We start from the raw sequence: 17110 nt of genomic DNA on the forward strand, positions 1-17110 counted from the left end.
AGGAAATGGAATGGTATTTACAAGTTCTAAAAAACTACGCCAATTTTAAAGGTAGGGCCCGTAGGGCAGAATATTGGATGTTTACTTTGTTCTGCTTGTTCTTCAGCCTGTTTGCAATTGCATTGGACAACGTTTTTGAGATTACCATTGCAAATATCGGTTTTGGCCCACTTTATACAGTATATGCCCTAGTGGTTTTTCTCCCTGCCCTTTCAGCTACGGTAAGACGTTTACATGATGTTGGCAAAAGTGGTTGGACCCTTCTGATCCTATTTATTCCTATTGTTGGGGTGCTTTGGGTTTTTATCCAACTTATCGAAAACGGTATTATGGAAGAAAACCAATATGGTCCATGTCCTAAAAAAGATGTTTAAACCATCAAGTGCCCAAATAATTTGGAAAAGTATTAATTTCACTTAAAAATAAGATGATCCTCTTTTTCGGAATCAGACTGGCAAAAAAGAAACTAAAAGTTTACAAAATGTCGTTTGTCCGTATTGTTCCCAAACTGGAACTCTGATGGGAACCTCACAAGCTAACTATATTCACTTATTTTGGATTCCAATTTTTAAAATTGGTACATCTCGCTACGCTGAATGCACACATTGCAAACGCACTTGTTGCAAAGAAGAATTCACCCCTGAAATGGAAAGGGCTTCGCAATCTTAAAACCATGGGACATAGGGAGCGCAGTCGAGACATGAAACCATTCGACTGCGCCAGAACTATATTTTGGTCATAAATCAAACCGAAGGCCCAAAGAAATATTATTCTGTTCTACCGCTGCATTTTTAAATATGGGATTTAAATCATACTTGGCATACAATTGTATGTCATCAAAACCTACATAGGCACTTAATCCATATATTAAATCATTGGTATTATAATCTCTTTTAAGCTTATCCTTAACATCCTCTCCGTTTCGATTGTATTTTAACTTTTGGCGTGTTCCTAGATTAAATCCACCATAGCCGCCTATCCCTATGCGGAGCTTATTTTCGATGGAGTATCGAACACTTTTCTCAGTTTCACGGAAACGCGAAGGCCCAAACTCAAAATGTATGGGAAATACAAGGTTATCCATTCGCAACTTGGATTTATCCAAATCAAATTCAAATTCTTCTAAAGTGGTTTGATTTCCATTTTGGACAAAAATCTGATTGTTATCAGGCTTCAATCCATTAAATTGAAACGAGAAACCATAGTGAAAGCGCAACCAATTGGACCTTGGAAAAACCCGGGTTCGCCATTGCCATCCCATTTCAAAAAAACGACTACCTCCAATTTTATAGGGAGAATCATTTAGGGATTGCCCCTCGATTATGGCATTATTGAATCCAATGGCAAACACAAAATCCGAATAAGTTTTGCGGTCATATTTAATATCTTTTTTCCATTTTCGGGAGTTGAACAAAAAAGCTGGTTCGCCATCAATATTTATAGAAATACCCACACGATCACCATCAATGGAATCCATCTCTATTGCTGTTAGGGTATTGCCTTCATTCCGTTCCAAAAGCAGAATTTGATTGTTTACGATACTTAGTCTGTTTTCTATGTTCAGTGCTCTTTTTTTTGCGGCTTCCTCTTTTAAAATTCTTGCCTCTTCCCTGTTGATATTCCCGTTCTTTAGACGTTTATTAATTTCTTCAACTTCAAATTTTAGCGCTTCTTTCTCTTGCAGTGCAATCTTTTCTTTTCGTGCTTTTAAAGCCTCAATTTTCAATTCATATCGTTCCTGCCCAAAAGCATGCTGGGAAAGTAATGATAGTACTAATGCGGCTAAATACAGTGTAATTGTTCTCATGATTGTTGATGGATTTTTACACCCTTCCAACCTCCCCAATCAATGTATGATTGAAAGGGGAAAACTAGAAAAGGTCTTTTGATTGATGAATATTTTAATTGTTCCTATCGGCGACCGCAGTGCGTAATTTAAAGTACCCTTCTTTGAGCACATCAAAAATTTGGTCTCTAAATGTACCATCGAGCTCATCCTCTACTTCAGTAAGCAAGGCCATGGCATCAATGGTTCCGTCTTCTGCAAATAGTTGTTCCGAAAGAATCTGTCTTTGCGCGGTTCTTAAAAGCGAATCTATTTCTTCATCGCTAACCTCAGTATTTATGGTTTCCAAATATGTTACGCGATCAACGACTTCGTTTATTTTTTGTGCTATTAGGCTGTTCGATTTTTCTAAAAAACTATCTTGAAGGGAGTTTTTGAAAATATCTTCCGTAGCTTTTATTTCTTCTCGCGATACGGAAATTCTTGTTTGTTTTAACGGTTGATTGTCTGCCTTTTTGTCAACTACAGCTATCACTTCAGACTTTTCCAATTGGATTTTCTGGAAACTTTTATTTTCTTTTTCAGATGGAACGACCATTTCTGTAGTGTTAGTCTCTTTCACTATTTGAATTTGATGTTTATCAGGTTCTTCTGAATTTAAAAAGAACAGTGACATCAAAAGAATACCTATTAAACTTGCAGCCACAACATATGGATACCACACTTTTCGCTTCGCCTTTTTATCAACGGTTATCTGCGAAGAAATTTTGTTCCATGCTTGTGGTGAAGGGGAGATTTTCCGCTCTTCTAATTTTTCCTTGATATGTTTTTCCAATTTACCCATAACTCTTTTTTAATCACCAGACTTTGCTTTAGGTGACATCCCTTTTAAAGTCAAACCATCCTGAAGCATTTTTCTGGCCTTGAACAACTGTGATTTAGAAGTGCCAACGCTAATTCCCAGCATCTCCGAAATCTCATGATGCTTGTACCCTTCTATGGCATTTAATAAAAAAACCATTTTATAGCCTTCTGGAAGTTTATCTATCAATTGTTGTACATATTCAACATCTAACAGTGAGGTTTCATTATCCAGTTCTTTGTCTTTTTGCTCATAAACCTCATCATCATAAACTACAAACTGTCTTTTGCGGAGATAAGAAATACTCTCCCTAACCATAATCTTTCTAACCCACCCTTCAAAACTCCCTTTATGTTGAAAAGAGTCCAAATTTTGAAAAACTTTTACAAATCCTTTGATCATGGTATCCTCGGCAAACTGTAGATCTTTAACATACTGTCTGCAAATACCTAACATTTTTGGTGCATGCTTATCGTACATAAACTTCTGTGCTTGTGGGTTTCCAGCACTTGCTTTCTTTATCAAAAGCTTCTCATCAGTATACAAAGAGATAATCTTCAAAAGTGGTTGTCGGTTTGTTTTCTATAAAGATAGACGCACCATTTTTTAAAAAGGTTGCCCAGTGAAGTGTTTTTTTCTAAATATTTCTAGAAATATTTAAAATGAAGCCATATCAATATAGAATGAATCAGTGTTTTACTTGTTGCGATCTACCACATAATTTACCATAAGGGTCAGTGCGTCTTTATACTCAGAATCTGGATAGTTATCCAATAAGGCCAGAGCCTCGTCTTTAAAGGAAAGCATTTTTGTTATCGCATAATCAAGTCCACCCTTATCCTTCACATAGGCAATTACTTCCCTAACTCTTTTTTTATCCTTGTTATGGTTTTTAATAGAATTGACCAGCCAGCGTTTTTTGGTTTCATCGCTATTGTTCAATGCATAAATCAAAGGAAGCGTCATTTTCTGCTCCTTAATGTCAATACCTGTTGGCTTTCCTATTTTTTCTGAGCCATAATCAAATAGGTCATCCTTGATTTGGAATGCCATACCACAAAGCTCCCCAAACTTCCTAAAAGTTTCCACATGCTCTGAATCTGGCTTTACGGAACATGCACCCATACTGCAACAGGCAGCGATTAGGGTAGCTGTTTTTTGACGTATAATTTCATAGTAGACCTCTTCGGTAATATCCAAAAGTCGGGCTTTTTCAATCTGAAGCAATTCTCCTTCGCTCATATCCCTGACCGCATTGGAAATGATATGCAAGAGATCATAATCTTTATTCTCTAACGCTACTAAAACTCCCTTTGAGAAAAGAAAATCACCGACCAAAACCGCTATTTTATTTTTCCAAAGTGCATTTATCGAAAAGAACCCTCTTCTTTTATGGCTATCATCTACAACATCATCATGAACAAGGCTTGCCGTATGTATGAGCTCAATGATGGACGCACCACAGTACGTACGGTCATTAATGGAACCATCATTAATTAATTTGGCAGTAAGAAAAACGAACATGGGACGCATTTGCTTACCCTTTCTATTTACGATGTAGTATGTAATTCGATTGAACAAAGCAACTTTAGAAGACATGGACTTTAAGAACTTTTCTTCGAAAAGTTCCATTTCCCGTTCAATCGGTTCCCTAATTTGCGAAACTACTTTCAATATAGTCGTGCTTTGATAAATTCGGTTTTTAAAACGTTAAAAGTAGGGAAAATGACAGAGTTCGTCGATGGAAGCACAAACTTTTAAGACGGTTTTACAAAACGTTCGCTAATCTGTATCAAAACGAGGGTATAGTTATCAACTTTTATTCGCCAATTGGCCGCAAGCGGCATCGATATCTTTTCCACGAGACCTTCTTACGGTAACGGTTATGCCATTTCTTTCTAAAGTGTTCTTGTACATAGCTATCGCTGCATTGGAAGCTTGCTGGAATTCTCCATCATCTATGGGATTGTACTCTATCAAATTAACTTTTGAAGGTGCGAACTTGCAAAATTTGACCAGAGCTTCCACAGCATCTTTTGTATCGTTGATGCCTTCCCAAACAACATATTCATAGGTTATCCTATTTTTGGTTTTATTGTACCAATATTCTAGGGATTCTCTCAAATCCTTTAATGGAAACGTAGCATTGAACGGCATAATGGAGGTACGAACTTCATCTATCGCTGAATGTAGGGAAACGGCCAGACCAAATTTCACTTCTTCATCCGCCATCTTCTTTATCATTTTAGGAACACCCGAGGTAGAAACAATGATTCGTTTTGGTGACATTCCCAATCCTTCTGGGGACGTTATTTTATCGATGGCCTTAAGCACATTGTTATAATTCATCAAGGGTTCTCCCATACCCATAAAAACAATGTTGCTAAGTGGTCTATCAAAATATAATCGGCTTTCATTATCAATCGCGACTACTTGGTCATAAATCTCATCTGGATTTAAGTTGCGCATTCGTTTTAAACGGGAAGTAGCACAAAATCTACAGTCCAAACTACATCCTACCTGACTTGATACGCATGCAGTAGTTCTGGTATCTGTAGGAATAAGAACGGATTCTACCACTAAATCATCATGTAGCCTTACGGCGTTTTTAATGGTACCATCTGAACTACGCTGCATTTGATCTACCTTGATATGGTTGATCACGAAGTTCTCTTCCAACATGCTTCGGGTTTCCTTAGAGATATTGGTCATGGCATCAAAAGAATGTGCAGACTTTTGCCATAGCCATTCATACACCTGGTTACCGCGAAACGCTTTATCGCCATGGTCTGCAAAAAAAGCCCTTAGCTGTTCTTTCGTGAGTGCTCTTATATCCTTCTTTTTGATTTCCATAAGCTAAAGATAGTCAAGAAAAAATCCCACTTGTTCATAGAAACTAAACAAGTGGGATCAATGTATATTCTTATTTATTCTTAAAGAATCAACATGGCATCTCCGTAGGAATAAAAACGGTAGCCTTCCAATATTGCTTGTTTGTATGCTTTTTTCATAAGATCATGTCCCGTAAATGCAGATATCATCATTAACAATGTGGACTTAGGCAAATGGAAATTGGTCACCATGCAATTGGCAATGCTGAAATCATAAGGAGGGAATATAAATTTATTCGTCCATCCTTCAAAAGTGTTCAGCATATGATCGGATGAAACGGCACTCTCCAATCCTCGCATTACCGTAGTTCCCACAGCACAGATACGTCTTTTGTTTGCTTTGGCATTATTGATAATTTCGGTTGCCTTTTCATCAATGACCAATTCTTCACTATCCATTTTATGCTTGGACAGATCCTCTACCTCAACGGGATTGAATGTTCCCAATCCAACGTGCAAGGTTACTTCTGCAAAATCGACACCTTTGATTTCCAATCTTTTGAGCAAGTGTTTTGAAAAATGCAATCCTGCCGTTGGTGCTGCAACCGCTCCTTCATGTTTTGCATAGATGGTTTGATACCGTTTCTCATCTTCAGGCTCAACATCTCGCTTGATATATTTTGGAAGAGGCGTTTCGCCCAATTCACGTAATTTTCTTCTAAAATCCGTATAAGAACCGTCATAAAGAAAACGCAATGTTCTTCCTCTAGAAGTAGTATTATCGATAACCTCGGCTACCAAACTTTCATCATCACCAAAATAAAGTTTGTTTCCTATCCGTATTTTTCGAGCAGGGTCTACCAAAACATCCCAAAGGCGTTGTTCTTGATTGAGTTCGCGCAATAAGAAAACCTCGATACGCGCACCTGTTTTTTCTTTGTTTCCGTAAAGTCTGGCAGGAAATACTTTAGTATTGTTCAGTGCCATAACGTCACCTTCATCGAAATAATCAATAAGATCCTTGAACATCTTATGCTCAATTTTTCCAGTTTCTCTGTGAATCACCATTAATTTGGATTCATCCCTGTTTTCTGCAGGATATTCTGCCAATAATTCTTTTGGTAATTCAAAGTTGAAGTTTGATAATTTCATGTACGGTTGTTTTGGATTTTTAAAGAGGGCAAATATACAATCTCAACATAGGGGATGTCAAGTAATTTGTTTATTAAATAATGAATTAAAGTTCTTCTATTTCAAGACCAAGTTTTTTTAGGTCTTTCCAGAAGTCGGGATAGGATTTGGAAACTACCATGGCATCATTGATAACCATTGTTGTTTTTAAGCCTAAAGGTCCAAATGCCATCGCCATTCTATGGTCATGATAGGTATCTACGGTAACCCCTGAAGCTATATTTTCTGAAGGAAAAAGTGTAAGGCTTTCGGAATCGGTCTCGACTTTTGCACCAAATTTTGAAAGTTCTGTTTTCAATGCTGCCAAACGATCGGTCTCTTTTATTGGCAGGGTATGCAGTCCGGTCAAATGACAAGCTATTCCCAAACCAAAGCAAGTAACCGAAATTGTTTGCGCAATATCCGGTGCATTGGAAAGATCATAATCAACCTTAGAATTTTGACATTCGGCTATTTTAGAGATTCTAATTTCATTTTGAGAAAATGAGGTCTCAACGCCAAAATCCTTATAGATTTCTGTCAAAACGCTATCTCCTTGCAGTGAATCTTTCTTGTAGGAAGACAACTTGATTTCAGCACCTATTTCGCTCAATGCTGCTATGCTATAAAAATAACTGGCAGAACTCCAATCGGATTCTACCACTAGTGTCGTTTTTTCAACTTGATACTTTGGTTCGACTTTTATTTGGTTTCCTACAAACGAAGTAACAACACCTATCTCGTTTAAAAGTGCCAACGTCATTTTTATATAGGGTACTGAAGTGATTTTTCCTATAAGTTCCAGTTCTAATCCATTTTCCAAACTTGGCGCGATCAATAAGAGTGCCGATATGTATTGACTGCTAACATTTGCAGGTAGGGCTACTTTGTTTTTGATCAACTTTTTTCCCTTTATTCTTAGGGGCGGATAACCTTCTTTGGTTATATATATTATTTCTGCACCTAAATCATTCAATGCTTCCACCAAAACGCCGATAGGCCGTTCCTGCATTCGTTTAGAACCTGTTAGAACCACTTCTTTTCCTTCTTGTGACGCGAAATAGGCGGTTAAAAAACGCATCGCAGTTCCTGCATGATGGATATCCACTTCGCCTGAGACTTTTTCTAGCCCTTTTGCCATGACGGCGCCATCATCCGAATTGGATAGATTTTCAATGGTTATGTTTGGAAATAGTGCCTGTAAGAGTAAAGATCTATTGGTCTCACTTTTAGAGCCTGTAATTTGTATATCAGCTTTGATTACTTTTTTGGATGGATAGGAAAGTTGAAGTTTCAAACGTTCTATGCTTTATGACTTATCTAAAAAACAAAAGCCCAAATATAGTTTATTTAAGCTTTTCGTTGTTTTGGTGCCTATCGTGATCACGCTTTGTTTTTAGGTCCAATTTTTTATCAAAAGCATCTTGCAGATCTATACCGGTTTGGTTTGCCAAACAGAGTACCACAAAAAGTACATCGGCAAGCTCTTCACCTAAATCTTTGGATTTATCTGATTCTTTCTCGCTTTGTTCACCATACCGTCTGGCAATGATTCGCGCCACTTCGCCTACTTCTTCGGTAAGCTGTGCCATATTGGTAAGCTCGTTAAAATAACGGACACCATGGTTCTTGATCCATTCATCAACGGCTTTTTGTGCGTTTTCTATATTCATATTAAACTTTTGATAACACTAATTGCTCAGACTGTTTGGTGACAACTTGATTAAAAAACTCTTTTAGATAAGGATAATATAAAGGAGATATACTTGCACTGTTAATCTCAAAATTTACCATCAAACTAATCTTTCCTCCCAATGTAGAGATATTATATTTGAATACTCCAAGATTATCTGGTAAGCTTATAATTTTGACACTCGGTAAATATTTTACCTGATATCCTTCTGGTATTTTTATGTTGACCATGTAAATCTCTTTAAAAGGATATCCAAAATCGATTGGATATTCTCTTTTCTCTGATTTAAATGGGTTTTCAGAAATACTTAAAAAACTTAAGGGCTTTAAGTAAAAATCATTATTTATAACATCTGCGCCATAATCCTTGTAAAATTCAAATGATTCACTTACCATTCCCTCATAAACGTCTGCATTTTTAACTTCATAATTGTCAATTTCTATATCGGAATAATTACTTTCCATTTCACTAAGATAGATATCCATATCTTGGTTCTTGTAATTTTTTCTAAACCTAAGTGCGCTATGTTTATCATATCTTGATCTACATACTCCTTCTTGGGTTCCATCTTCATTTAGTGCTATATCCAGAGAATACATATTTGAAGATATTCCAGGAGATAAAATGTCTATTTGTTTCCAAACCTTTTTATTATTGTCTATCAGAATACCCTTCCAATTATAATCCTTTAAAGGCAGTATATTGAGATTACTGTATTCTTCCGTTGCATCCATGAAGTATTTTTTATCTCCAACCACGGCATAAGCCAAAACGTAGTTCAACCTATCTATAGTGGGAAATAAAGGAATTAAGTTGTCCTTTGTACTTATAATAACGGGATTAGCATCTATCCCTGCGTATCTAAGCATTGCCACCAACAAGAGATTTACATCGGCCGAGTTTCCTTTTTTCTCTTTCAGAGTTTTTTTCAATCCATTATAAAAATACTTACCATCTATTCCGTTCCACGTAATATTGTTCTTAACATATTCGAATATGGATTTAAGTTTATCCATATCACTTCCTTTTGCATCAATTAAATCATCAATTTCATCATCAAACGAATTCGTTTTATCAAGTTGATTTTTATAATCATCAGAACTCCCTATAGTTTTTGCAACATCACTCCATGAGCGTGAATAACTCTTAAAATATCCAGGATATTCTACAGACACCAACTCAAATAAAACTCCAGACCTATAGTTATAAATATTATCAACATAGCCCTCTTCTTTCATAGCAGGCATATTGTTTACATAATATTCATTCACGACAACTTCCATCCCAATGCGATTATCCAGTTTTTTGTATGTTTTGGGATATACGTTTATGTACCCCTTAAAAGTCTGTTTGTATTCAAACCCTTTCGGCGTTCTAAGTTCTGCCTTCATATACTTTACCGGGATGTCATACTGAAAGCGAAATTCATCTATATTCCAAATAAATGGAGAATTTATCTTATAGGAAAACTCTATAACAGAACCTTCTTTTACATTTGGCAAAGTGAACTTAACCTGGTTATAATAATAACTTGCTTCTGTTTTAAAAATCCCTTCTTTTTGTAATTCGGTTGCTACAATCTTATTATTTTCTAAATTGTAAGTAACCGCTTTAATCTTTCTTACTTGTTCGTTATCGTTTCTATTTTTAAATAGACTTATTTCTTCTGTAGCATAATCAAATCCTGCCTTGTCGTATATCTTTATTCGCTCATGTACCTCCGTAACCAATTCTGCATTTCCATTACTAAGGGTCAAATATGTATTTCTATGCTTGTAAAGTATAGCTGCGCTTGCTGACTTGTCATTTATATATTCTTTTTCCAATAATTCATCTTTGGAAATCTTTCCAAACTTAACTTCTTGTGAAATACTCTTGGTGGCCAAACAAAAAATTAGTAAAACAATAGTTAAATTCTTGAACATGTTATATCTTTTTAGTTAGTATTATTTTAGAATTATCTAATTTGGCTATGTTTCTTCTAAAAATTCTATAAGGATTGTAATCGGATTTTAGATACGTTCCCGATTTGATAAGTAATTTTCTAGTGACCTTTATTATATCTTCCCTTGTTTCAAAATTCAAAGAATATTCTCCAAACTTTGTCTCTATATGGCTATTCTCAGGAAGTGATTCCAACGTATAATTCCCAGGAATCTCTATTTCATACTCATCACAATCCAAAAAACCTCTTGAAATTTCAACTGGAAATACCCTATTTCTATTTCGTCGTGGAATAAATTGGGAATTATTGAAAGGGGTTGCTACAAATATTAAGTTATTGTTAGAGACACTTGCGTATCTGTCCGCCTTTACTTTTAGGCTTTCTTTAAACAAAACACTATCTCTGTTATTTTCAAAAACAAAACTCTTAATTTCTAAATTATTTATGTTTGACCAATAGCTTTTATAGTAATTTTCAATATCCAAATTTGGAAGATTTTCTAATTGAAAATGCTGGTCGTATTGTATTCCATTGGTAATAATTGTAATATCCCCAGAAATATCTCCCCTTTCATTGATAACATAGTTGCTCTTAGTTGTTTGCAAGTTCTGTTCATCTAAATAGCTTTCTGTCTTTACTATTTCCCCTCCATTTGGTTTAATCAATAATACTTTTCTATCATCAGTAAAGCTACCTATAAAGCCAAATGGGTGACTTTGTGATGTACAATCAATCCAAAAATATTTACCCTTGTGTGGTATGGCCAAAATAACGTGGTTACCTTGTCCTAATGAAGCGGTATCTTCTTCAAAATCAATTTTATCTTCACCTGCTTCTACATGAACATAATAAGACTCAACATCTACAGCTTTTAAAAGTGCTTTGGTATAATTTGTAAGCCCCTTACAGTCTCCGTATTTTAACCTATCAACTTCAACAGCACTTATTGGCCTTAAACCTCCAATGCCTACTTGGACACTAATATACCTTGTGTTTTCTTGAATATATCTATAGATTATTTTTGCTTTTTCAAGATTATCGTCTACACCCGCAACCAAATTTTTCATCATTGCAATGGTAGAAGCATTAAGATTATCCTGATCCTTCAACAAATTATTGTTCATCCAAAACCCTGCTTCCTTCCAATTATTTATGGTACCATCAAAACCTTCATAGTGAAAATTAACTGGACATACCATTAATCTTGGCAAAATCTTGTTCATGGAAGGTCTTAAATTCTCATCCTTGATGGCCTTAACATTTTTTAAAACGTAACTGATAGAATTGTTTGTTTCTTTTAAAGAGATACCATATTCTCCAAAGTTTTTCTCAAGTATTATTGGTTTCAGGGCAGTTTCAGCAAATTCTATAGTGTATTCGGTCGATTCTGTACTTACAAAGAAATCATCTAGAAAATACCAAGAAGGAATATTACCCGTATTCTTGGTCTTTGATTGGTAAGAAAATTTTATAGTATACGGATAATCTAATGGAAGATAGTTTGCATAAAGAACCCTAGAGTCAGAGTACAAAGTCCCACCGTCTACGGCGCTAACATCTAAAAAATCTTTTTTCTTGATTTTCTTGATAGATTTTCCTTCTTTATCAAAAATCTCTGCCGATATACGAGTTATATCTATACCGTTATTGTATCCAACCATTGTATTAGTATGCTTATTTCCTTTTTCATTCAGCACAGTAACAATTCTGGTATAATTAGCTTCTAAGCTGTATTTAGATAATAGCTTAACATATATACTATGGTCTCTAATTACAGCATTGGCACCGTAAATTAAATTTTCACTAATGTTTGAAGCAGATAGGGCGTCTTCCTGAGGATATACAATTTGTAATCCTAGAAAAATAAGGAATGAAAGAATTCGCATTAAAACGTAATTGGTTAAATTGGCTCTTACAAAATTCTTACAATTCTTACAAAGAAGAAAACTAAATTAGATGAAATTCTTTTATTCTCGAGCTTTAGTATCGATCAAAATAGTTACCGGACCGTCATTCAACAAATCAACTTTCATATCCGCCCCAAATATTCCAGCACCCACTTTTTTTCCCAACTCCTGCTCAACACACTTTATAAAATTCTCATAAACAGGGATAGCAATTTCTGGCTTTGAAGCTTTAATGTAAGAAGGTCGATTCCCTTTTTTGGTAGCTGCGTGGAGCGTAAATTGACTAACCACAATTATATTTCCATCCACATCCAAAACGGACCGATTCATCACTCCAGCTTCATCATTAAAAATACGAAGGTTCACTATTTTTTTTGATAACCACTCAATGTCCTCTTCCCCATCAGCATCTTCAACACCCAATAAAACCAATAGACCATGTTCAATTTTGGAAATTACTTTGTTATCTACTGTAACGCTTGCCCTAGTTACCCGCTGTACTACCGCCCTCATTGATTATTTATAAACATCAACTCTATAATTTTCATCTTCACCGGTAATCATCTGTACATAACTGCGATATCGACTCCACGATATTTCATCATTTTCCAAAGCCTCTTTTACAGCACATTTGGGTTCATCCAGATGTAAACAGTTATTAAACTTACATTGCGATTTCAGTTTAAAAAACTCTGGAAAATAATCCCCAATTTCATTCTGTTCCATGTCCACTATGCCAAAGCCCTTAATGCCTGGGGTATCTATAATCCTAGCACCAAAAGAAAGGTCGTACATTTCTGCAAAAGTGGTAGTATGCTGCCCTTGCAAGTGCTGTTCGGATATTTCCGCTGTTTTTAGTTCAAGCCCGGGTTCAATAGCATTGATGAGCGTGGACTTTCCAACACCAGAATGCCCAGAAAACATGCTTGTTTTATGTATCATCAATTCTTTGACAATCTCTACGTTCGTTCCAATTGCTGCGGCTATATCTACGCAATGGTATCCAATACTTTTATATAAAGCTACCAAATGTTCGATTTCTTCCATCTCATTCTCATCATAGATATCCATTTTATTGAACAGGATTACTACTGGAATTTCATAGGCTTCTGCGGTTATCAAAAATCGGTCAATAAAACTGGTAAAAGTCTGTGGATTATTTAAGGTAACCAATAAAAAGACTTGGTCTAGATTCGCAGCAATGATATGTGTCTGTTTGGAGAGGTTGACCGATTTTCGGATAATGTAATTCTTTCTATCTTTTATCTCAGTAATTACCGCAACCGTCTCATCACCAATCTCTTCAAGTTCAAACACTACATAATCACCTACAGCGACAGGGTTGGTACTCTTAATACCCTTAATACGGAATTTCCCTTTTATACGACATTCGTAAAAATCGCCTTCCTCCGATTTTACGGTATACCAACTCCCTGTAGATTTATAAATAGTGCCTTTCACAACTTTTTTAACATTTTCAATGCAAAGAAACAATAATACTCCAATTCAAACGTATATATGTGTTACACAGTTAAATCTTTCTAAATAATCAAATTAAAAACATGAAAAAAATCTTAATCATCGCGGTAATTGCGTTAGCCGCAACTCTTGAAACCAGCGCACAAAAATTTAAAGTCATCACTAGTGTTGAATCCATTGTTCCCAACGGATTGGGACGTTCTAGAATCGTAAATGCCCTTGAGGAAAAGGATTATAAAGAGTACACGAGTGTACAGACCGAAGATGACAACACACGTAACAAATCGAAAAGAGGAGAGATTCGAGTAAAGAATTTTGAAGAAACCAAATTATTGAACTTTTACAATATCGGTGGAATTCGTTTTCAGAATATTGCAGCCAACGATGCATTGTTGTCTTCAATGATCAATGACATGGTTGCCAATGGTTGGGAACTGGCTTTTGTCACTAGTGCTGTTGAAAGTGAAGGTGGAAAAGGTGATGGTAAAGGTATTTTTATTACAAGATATATTTTTAAAAAGTAAAGAACTTTTTTTTAATAATAAATAGGCCACTTGATGAAGTGGCCTATTTTTTTTAGCACTAATCCATAATGTAGACCCTTCCGCCTACAAAGGTATTTTTATACACTTTTTTGGGATTGCCATAAACATTTACGTCACCACCTGCTTTTACTTTAATATCGATTTGTTCAGAGGCAAATACCTCTGCTTCACCACCTGCGGAAATCTTTATATCAGTACTGGAAGTTCGGAGTTCACGTCCTTCAAAAATACCGCCTGTGTTTAGTACCACGGTCTGATTTTTTGCCAAGCCCGATGCCTCGACAATACCTCCCGTCACTGCTCTTATATCTGCATAATCCACATCCATTCCAATATGTATCTTGGCGCCTTCCTGTGCTCGAAGTTCGATTTTACTCTTTTTCACCATTTCGTTACACGTAATTTTAGCACCTTCATTGCCATCTATAATGTTTAAATCTGTATAGTAAACTTCGATAAGCGTATCTTCCCCCATAAACTTTTTATCCAATTGCATTCTTAGTTTTAGCACGCCCTTTTTGTTCATCCATTTAATGTCATCCACGTTCCTTCCTTTTATAACAATTCTATTGTCATCGGATTGAATGAGATTTACTTCAATCAAATCAAAAACCTTGATTTCATTAAAATCCCCAACTTCCGTATCGATCATACGTTGGGAAAAAATATTGGCAGAAATAAAAAGGACACAAAGCGTAAATATTTTTTTCATGATAGTATTATTTTCTGTTTACAAAGATGAGCAGTTTATAAAATTGTTACAGTTTTCTGAATAAAAAAAGTCATTTAAAACCTAGGGATACAAACCCATGGTTCTAGATGACCTTTAAAATATTTCACAAGCGTATGGCTACTTGTTGATAATCTTTTCCTGATGGTTAATTGATTCTTGGTGAATCGCCTTGAACATCCGCAAAACAAATTCTTCGCTCAATCCTTGGGATTCCCCTTCAAGAATCATTTTGCCCAGTATAGCATTCCATCTGTTGGATTGTAGTACAGCTACATTCCTTTGTTTTTTGAGCTTTCCAATACCATCAGAAACTTTCATACGTTTTCCCAAGGTATCTATCAGCTGATTGTCGATAACATCTATTTGCGCTCTTAGATTGTTCAACTTGCTATTGTATTCTGCCTCTTCATCGGTCTCTTTTCTAATACGAAGGTCATTCATAATCTGAACCAATGTTTGCGGAGTTACTTGTTGTGCGGCATCGCTCCATGCATTATCTGGATCATAATGCGTCTCGATCATCAGTCCATCAAAATTCAAATCCAAAGCAGTTTGGGATACGTCAAAAATCATATCACGTTTCCCTGTTATATGGCTTGGGTCATTGATTATGGGCAAATCTGGAAACTTGGACTGTAGTTCAATTGCCAACTGCCATTCAGGAATATTACGATATTTTGTCTTTTCATAAGTTGAAAAACCTCTATGGATTACGCCCAAATTTTTAATATCCGCAGAATACAAACGCTCCACAGCCCCTAACCAAAGTGATAAATCTGGATTGACCGGATTCTTTATAAGCACAATCTTATCCGTTCCTTCCAGTGCATCTGCAATCTCCTGAACTATAAAAGGACTTACAGTTGATCGTGCGCCAATCCATAACAAATCCACATCATGTTCCAATGCCAGATCTACATGTGCTCGATTGGCCACCTCTGTGGCAGTTTTTAAACCTGTCTCTTCCTTCACCTTTTGCAACCACTTTAATCCAATGGCACCTACTCCTTCAAAATTACCTGGTCGCGTTCTGGGTTTCCAGATTCCAGCACGGTAGTAATTGACATCTGTATCTTTTAAGTCATGTGCTATTTTTAATACTTGGTCTTCGGTCTCGGCACTACAAGGGCCTGCAATGACCAATGGATGGGGCAAAGCCATATCATCCAGCCATTTTCTCATTTCTTTTGAATTCTCCATTTGGTATATTATTCGTTGTTTGCTTCTACTGCGCTCAGCACTCGCTTTGTTCGTTGTTCGTTAAAAACCATCTTTTACTTTGTAAGCGGTATTCCTTTTAATATTTGTTTTATTCTATTGGTATTGTTCATTTCTTGATAAACGTTCTCAAAATCATTGTCCACTAGCAGTTTTTTGAATGTTTCCAGATTTTGAATGTACTCTTCCAAGGTTTCGATTACGTTCTCCCTGTTCTGTTCAAAAATCGGCGTCCACATATCCGGGGAACTTTTTGCCAAGCGAACTGTACTTTCAAAGCCACTACCTGCCATATCAAAAATATCACGCTCGTTCTTTTCTTTTTCGATTACAGTCTTGCCCAACATAAATGAACTAATGTGCGATAAATGGGATACATAAGCAATGTGCTTATCATGTGCATCTGGATTCATGTAACGGATACGCATCTTCATCTTTTGAAATATCTCCAAAGCCTTCTCTTGAAGCTTGAAAGCGGTTTTTTCCACTTCACATATTATGTTGGTCTTTCCTGCGTATAATCCATTTATAGCAGCTGACGGCCCTGAGAACTCTGTTCCTGCAATAGGGTGACAGGCCAAAAAATTTCTTCGCTTTGGATGCCCATCCACAGTCTTGCATATCAGTTTTTTGGTAGATCCTGCATCCATAACGAGCGTACCATCACCAACGGCATCCAAAATTCTTGGCAACTCTAGCATTAGGGCATTTACCGGAATACTTACGAAAACAATATCTGAAGTTGCTAAAGAATCATAATCCTTTATTTGATCTATAATTCCCAACTCCAATGCTTCATTAGCATTCGATTCATTCTTGTCAACACCTGTTACTTTTGAATCAGGATACAGTTCTTTAAAGTCTTTGGCAAAAGACCCTCCAATCAATCCGATACCAACAATCGTTACATTCATTTATCAGTGGTTTTAAATAATGAAACC

At 36.1% G+C, this 17110-nt stretch carries 18 protein-coding genes; 3 read left to right on the top strand and 15 right to left on the bottom strand.

What is annotated here, in order from left to right:
* The first annotated feature begins 5 nt into the window (after window positions 1–5).
* Window positions 6–374, top strand: a complete 369-nt coding sequence (locus tag KIM67_RS07650) for a DUF805 domain-containing protein (RefSeq protein WP_213830753.1) — start codon at window positions 6–8, stop codon at window positions 372–374.
* A gap of 145 nt (window positions 375–519) precedes the next feature.
* Window positions 520–669, top strand: a complete 150-nt coding sequence (locus KIM67_RS18590) for a hypothetical protein (RefSeq protein WP_250149195.1) — start codon at window positions 520–522, stop codon at window positions 667–669.
* A 67-nt stretch (window positions 670–736) separates the two neighbouring features.
* On the opposite strand, the gene KIM67_RS07660 is transcribed toward KIM67_RS18590, so the two are convergent.
* The 12 genes from KIM67_RS07660 to rsgA form a co-directional block, all read right to left on the bottom strand.
* The gene (locus KIM67_RS07660; RefSeq protein ID WP_213830754.1) at window positions 737–1807 is read right to left on the bottom strand and encodes a hypothetical protein; all 1071 of its coding nucleotides are present in this window, start codon (window positions 1805–1807) and stop codon (window positions 737–739) included.
* Between the two features lie 94 nt (window positions 1808–1901).
* The gene (locus KIM67_RS07665; RefSeq protein ID WP_213830755.1) at window positions 1902–2630 is read right to left on the bottom strand and encodes a hypothetical protein; all 729 of its coding nucleotides are present in this window, start codon (window positions 2628–2630) and stop codon (window positions 1902–1904) included.
* A 9-nt stretch (window positions 2631–2639) separates the two neighbouring features.
* Window positions 2640–3209: an RNA polymerase sigma factor gene (locus tag KIM67_RS07670; RefSeq protein ID WP_213830756.1), complete on the bottom strand. Its 570-nt coding sequence runs from the start codon at window positions 3207–3209 to the stop codon at window positions 2640–2642.
* Window positions 3210–3344: 135 nt separating this feature from the next.
* The gene (locus tag KIM67_RS07675; RefSeq protein WP_213830757.1) at window positions 3345–4322 is read right to left on the bottom strand and encodes a polyprenyl synthetase family protein; all 978 of its coding nucleotides are present in this window, start codon (window positions 4320–4322) and stop codon (window positions 3345–3347) included.
* Between the two features lie 138 nt (window positions 4323–4460).
* Window positions 4461–5501, bottom strand: a complete 1041-nt coding sequence (rlmN, locus tag KIM67_RS07680) for a 23S rRNA (adenine(2503)-C(2))-methyltransferase RlmN (protein ID WP_213830758.1) — start codon at window positions 5499–5501, stop codon at window positions 4461–4463.
* A gap of 80 nt (window positions 5502–5581) precedes the next feature.
* A complete protein-coding gene (gene queA, locus KIM67_RS07685; RefSeq protein ID WP_213830759.1) occupies window positions 5582–6631 on the bottom strand; it encodes a tRNA preQ1(34) S-adenosylmethionine ribosyltransferase-isomerase QueA in 1050 nt (349 codons plus the stop codon).
* Between the two features lie 85 nt (window positions 6632–6716).
* Window positions 6717–7946, bottom strand: coding sequence for a 3-phosphoshikimate 1-carboxyvinyltransferase (locus KIM67_RS07690; protein WP_213830760.1), 1230 nt, complete (start codon window positions 7944–7946; stop codon window positions 6717–6719).
* A 49-nt stretch (window positions 7947–7995) separates the two neighbouring features.
* Window positions 7996–8322, bottom strand: a complete 327-nt coding sequence (locus KIM67_RS07695; protein ID WP_163416380.1) for a nucleotide pyrophosphohydrolase — start codon at window positions 8320–8322, stop codon at window positions 7996–7998.
* Window position 8323: 1 nt separating this feature from the next.
* On the bottom strand, window positions 8324–10267 hold the full coding sequence (locus tag KIM67_RS07700; protein ID WP_213830761.1) for a transglutaminase domain-containing protein: 1944 nt from the start codon (window positions 10265–10267) through the stop codon (window positions 8324–8326).
* 1 nt (window position 10268) lies between these two features.
* Window positions 10269–12173 (bottom strand): DUF3857 domain-containing protein, encoded by a 1905-nt coding sequence (locus tag KIM67_RS07705; RefSeq protein ID WP_213830762.1) that lies wholly within the window; start codon window positions 12171–12173, stop codon window positions 10269–10271.
* Between the two features lie 81 nt (window positions 12174–12254).
* On the bottom strand, window positions 12255–12707 hold the full coding sequence (dtd, locus tag KIM67_RS07710; RefSeq protein ID WP_213830763.1) for a D-aminoacyl-tRNA deacylase: 453 nt from the start codon (window positions 12705–12707) through the stop codon (window positions 12255–12257).
* 3 nt (window positions 12708–12710) lie between these two features.
* Window positions 12711–13655 carry a ribosome small subunit-dependent GTPase A gene (gene rsgA / locus KIM67_RS07715; RefSeq protein ID WP_213830764.1) on the bottom strand — a complete coding sequence of 315 codons (945 nt, stop codon included), beginning with the start codon at window positions 13653–13655 and terminating at the stop codon, window positions 12711–12713.
* Between the two features lie 101 nt (window positions 13656–13756).
* Between rsgA and KIM67_RS07720 the strand changes: the two genes are divergently transcribed.
* Window positions 13757–14197 carry a hypothetical protein gene (locus tag KIM67_RS07720; RefSeq protein WP_213830765.1) on the top strand — a complete coding sequence of 147 codons (441 nt, stop codon included), beginning with the start codon at window positions 13757–13759 and terminating at the stop codon, window positions 14195–14197.
* A gap of 58 nt (window positions 14198–14255) precedes the next feature.
* Here KIM67_RS07720 and KIM67_RS07725 read toward each other — a convergent pair whose 3' ends face one another.
* The 3 genes from KIM67_RS07725 to KIM67_RS07735 all read right to left on the bottom strand — a co-directional run bounded on the left by KIM67_RS07725 (window position 14256) and on the right by KIM67_RS07735 (window position 17083).
* Window positions 14256–14930, bottom strand: a complete 675-nt coding sequence (locus tag KIM67_RS07725; protein ID WP_213830766.1) for a head GIN domain-containing protein — start codon at window positions 14928–14930, stop codon at window positions 14256–14258.
* A 138-nt stretch (window positions 14931–15068) separates the two neighbouring features.
* Window positions 15069–16151 carry a bifunctional 3-deoxy-7-phosphoheptulonate synthase/chorismate mutase type II gene (locus KIM67_RS07730; protein ID WP_213830767.1) on the bottom strand — a complete coding sequence of 361 codons (1083 nt, stop codon included), beginning with the start codon at window positions 16149–16151 and terminating at the stop codon, window positions 15069–15071.
* 74 nt (window positions 16152–16225) lie between these two features.
* The gene (locus KIM67_RS07735) at window positions 16226–17083 is read right to left on the bottom strand and encodes a prephenate dehydrogenase (protein WP_213830768.1); all 858 of its coding nucleotides are present in this window, start codon (window positions 17081–17083) and stop codon (window positions 16226–16228) included.
* Window positions 17084–17110 lie beyond the last annotated feature (27 nt).

This window comes from Flagellimonas sp. 389 (genome assembly GCF_018449435.1).
Taxonomy (GTDB): domain Bacteria; phylum Bacteroidota; class Bacteroidia; order Flavobacteriales; family Flavobacteriaceae; genus Flagellimonas.